This is a genomic window from Photobacterium sp. OFAV2-7 (assembly GCF_022347985.1).
Classification (GTDB): Bacteria; Pseudomonadota; Gammaproteobacteria; order Enterobacterales; family Vibrionaceae; genus Photobacterium.
In genome coordinates this window covers 1-3,075 of the sequence record NZ_JAKRFQ010000663.1, presented here as the reverse complement: position 1 = coordinate 3,075, position 3,075 = coordinate 1, and the positions used below count along the sequence as shown (strand labels likewise).

Annotated in this window: 2 protein-coding genes and 1 pseudogene; 1 reads left to right on the top strand and 2 read right to left on the bottom strand. The window is 44.0% G+C overall.

Going from position 1 to position 3,075, the window contains the following annotated elements; genetic code table 11:
- Both MHN01_RS22660 and MHN01_RS22655 read right to left on the bottom strand, forming a co-directional pair.
- A pseudogene (locus tag MHN01_RS22660) lies at positions 1–211 on the bottom strand (two-component sensor histidine kinase); the annotation flags it as partial.
- Positions 212–266: 55 nt separating this feature from the next.
- Positions 267–2,321: a DUF3466 family protein gene (locus MHN01_RS22655; RefSeq protein ID WP_239413603.1), complete on the bottom strand. Its 2,055-nt coding sequence runs from the start codon at positions 2,319–2,321 to the stop codon at positions 267–269.
- A gap of 227 nt (positions 2,322–2,548) precedes the next feature.
- Here MHN01_RS22655 and MHN01_RS22650 point away from each other — a divergent pair.
- Positions 2,549–3,075: DNA-3-methyladenine glycosylase I (locus MHN01_RS22650; protein ID WP_239413602.1), on the top strand; the 527-nt coding region annotated here is incomplete at its 3' end.

The window sequence follows — 3,075 nt, the reverse complement described above, 5'->3', positions numbered from 1 at the left end:
GCTGTTTTAAAGTGTCCCATTGATAGTCATCAGAATAGTAATGGCTAACTATTTGTGCCAGCCTCTCGACTTTGTCTATTTCCTCTTGATTGAGGTAATTCTGTAATCCACTTCTGAAACTGTTGTTAATCACCATTGCCATCCCTGACATGACGACGATACAGATGAGGAGCAACGAGAGAAATAACTTGGAAAAAATAGTTAATCGCATTCCTACAACCTTACACTCGAAGAATAATAGTATCTGGGTGAAGTTGATTGTGACATCAATCGCTCGAGACCGAGAGAGCTGAGTGGGCTCTTGCCATTCGTTTTCTCAGACTAATTAAGCTCAGTATAAATAAAGCCAGCCCATTCAATGAGGCTCCCGAGCGGGTAATGGTCTCGGTTACTTCATCGCGTTCGTCAATGGTTCCGCCTACAATCGGCACCAGCTTAACGGCAACAACTCGCTCATCTTCTTCGCAGGTTGCTTCGGAAGAATAGTCGCTGTAACCATTTTCACACTTAAATGCCGTTGCCGAGATAATTCCGGCATCGTTGATATCGGTTGCTCTTGCAATACGGAACTGGTTATTGGCATCGCTATAGTCACCACCGTTCGTGAGATCATCGAGCATCCAGGCACCACCGGCAGTTAAGGGCGAATCTGCAATAACGTCGTTAACTAAATAGGTGAATGCGCGTTGACGTCGTTCTCGACCTTCGACCTGGTTTACGGTTTCTGAATCGATCCATCCAACAAGTTGATCATTGTTGTTGATAGCACTAGGGAAAGCGTTGTAACCACTGAAGAAAATATCAGCATCAATTGAACTGTCTACAAATGTAGTCTGGCTAGTGTAATAGTCGTAGATAAAGATACTCTCGGCATAAGAGCGATCAACTGCGTTGCTATACTTGGCGACGCCCAAGACTAGCCCGTTGCTATTAATAGCAGTTGCAACTGAGTAGGTATACTGCCTATTTCCGTCATTGTCTTCGACATCGGTGTCTGGAATAAATGACATTGTCCATCCATTTTCAGTTAACCCAGAGTTATTTGAATCGAAAAGAACAGCCCGAATGGCGTAATAGTCGTCATCTTCATATTCTGTCGAATAGCCGACGATAACCGGGTTGCCATCGATAATGGCCACGGCTTTGGCTTCTGCCTGTACAGAGCGATCATTATTATCCGGGTCGAGAACATCCAGTTCAGACGCTGAAATAGAAAGCGCGTTTGAGACTGTTCCGTTACTGTCTACTGTCCAGTAGTAGGCATCATTGGCAAAGGTCGAAAATTGGCACTCCCAGGTGTTTAACAGTGTTTCTGCATCGTCTGCAGTCTCTGCACAATCAGCAAAAGTACTACTAGAAAAGTTTGTTCCGATGTTGATGTAATCGCTATTAGGTAACTTATCACTGTCATCAAGGCTGCTTGGTGAATAAGAAGCACTGCCGACAATCAGTAATTGCTCGTTATATTCCACGGCATCGGAAGCTAAGGTTTGCCCCATCAATGTCACCAGCGCTTCACTGGTTTCTGGAGGAGGTAATTCATACGAGCTGCTATCTATTTCAGTACCAATATTTACGAAACCACGCTTGGTAAATTGACGGGCAAAGCGGCTGTCTTTGACAAAGAATGATGAGCTTGTATTGCCAAACACATAGTCGGTACCATTAAAACTGGTGAGGCCGTTAACAACTGCATTAGCTGATAAATACCAGCTGTTATTTTCTATAGCGCCAAGGGTTTGCTCAATATCATCAACACTGTAACTGTTTGCATCGTTTGCAAATGTATTGACTCGAATGCCATCCAAAAGTGGAAAGGTGTTGGCATAGTAACCGTTGTCCCATGCAGCTTGTACGCGCTGTAAACCACCATATCCTGATCCGTCAGTCACATCGTAGGTGTTATAGCCCGTACCATAGTATTGTTGGTTCGCCCATGAATCACAGGTGTTAAAGCCTATATATGATGAGCAATATGATTCAAGGCTTGATAGGTCGTTTATATATTGTGAATTATCCATCAAATACCGCATAGCATCGCGGTAGTTATCGCCATCAGACCCAAATCGGCTTTCACCTACCACGGTGTAATTATCTGCCTCGCCGCAATCCGATGAAAAGCAGCTTATTCCGTCCTCTGAAGCCTCAATGGCTTGGCTGTAAAATTCAACGACATCAGTGGTTGATTTGTTGTAATAGGCTAATGAAGTGACATCGCTGTTGTCAGTTATTTCGACTACTTGATAAACAGCAGCATAGGCAGAAAAGGTATAAGTGCCGAGTGTGGTCAGGAATAATTTGTAGAAGAGGTTTGTTTGCATCAGATCTAACTTTCATTGGTAAATTTAAGTGCTATTGGCCATTGTTAAGCAGATGACTGCTGTGCTCTTTGGAGGCCAATTATTCGATGGTAATGGGGGAATGTGCAGGAATTATGGAGATATTATGGAGGTTGAACACGAGTCTTGTTGCCGTTGACACGTATATTCATCTGCTTTATTTTGAGTGTTAGTTATTGATATATCATGTCAAAATTAAGGAACTCCCTATGTCAGAGATTCCGACGCGTTGCCCATGGGTAGATACGAGTAAGCCTGATTATGTTGCTTACCATGATTTGGAGTGGGGCGTCCCCTTGTATGAAGATAATAAAATCTTCGAATTCCTGATCCTCGAGTCAGCGCAGGCTGGCCTCAGCTGGTACACCATTTTAAAGAAGCGAGAAAACTATCGTGAGGCTTTCGCCTATTTTGACCCTAAGATTGTTGCAACTTATGATGAGGCGAAAGTCGAGCTGCTGATGGAGGATGCAGGTATAGTACGAAACCGTCGTAAAATAGAGGCGGCTATCAATAATGCCCAGCGATTTTTGGAGGTGCAGGCGGAGTTTGGCAGTTTTGCCGAGTATATCTGGGGTTTTGTGGACGGAAAACCCCAGATAAGTCACATCGAGTCGTTATCTGACTACCCGGTGACGACCAAAGAATCTGATGCGCTTGCCAAAGATCTGAAAAAGAGAGGCTTTAAGTTTCTTGGCTCAACGACAATATATGCGCACATGCAGGCAACCGGTAT

Excerpts from the sequence above, each read along its gene's own strand:
- MHN01_RS22655 (WP_239413603.1), bottom strand. The coding sequence starts at position 2,321 with ATGCAAACAAACCTCTTCTACAAATTATTCCTGACCACACTCGGCACT.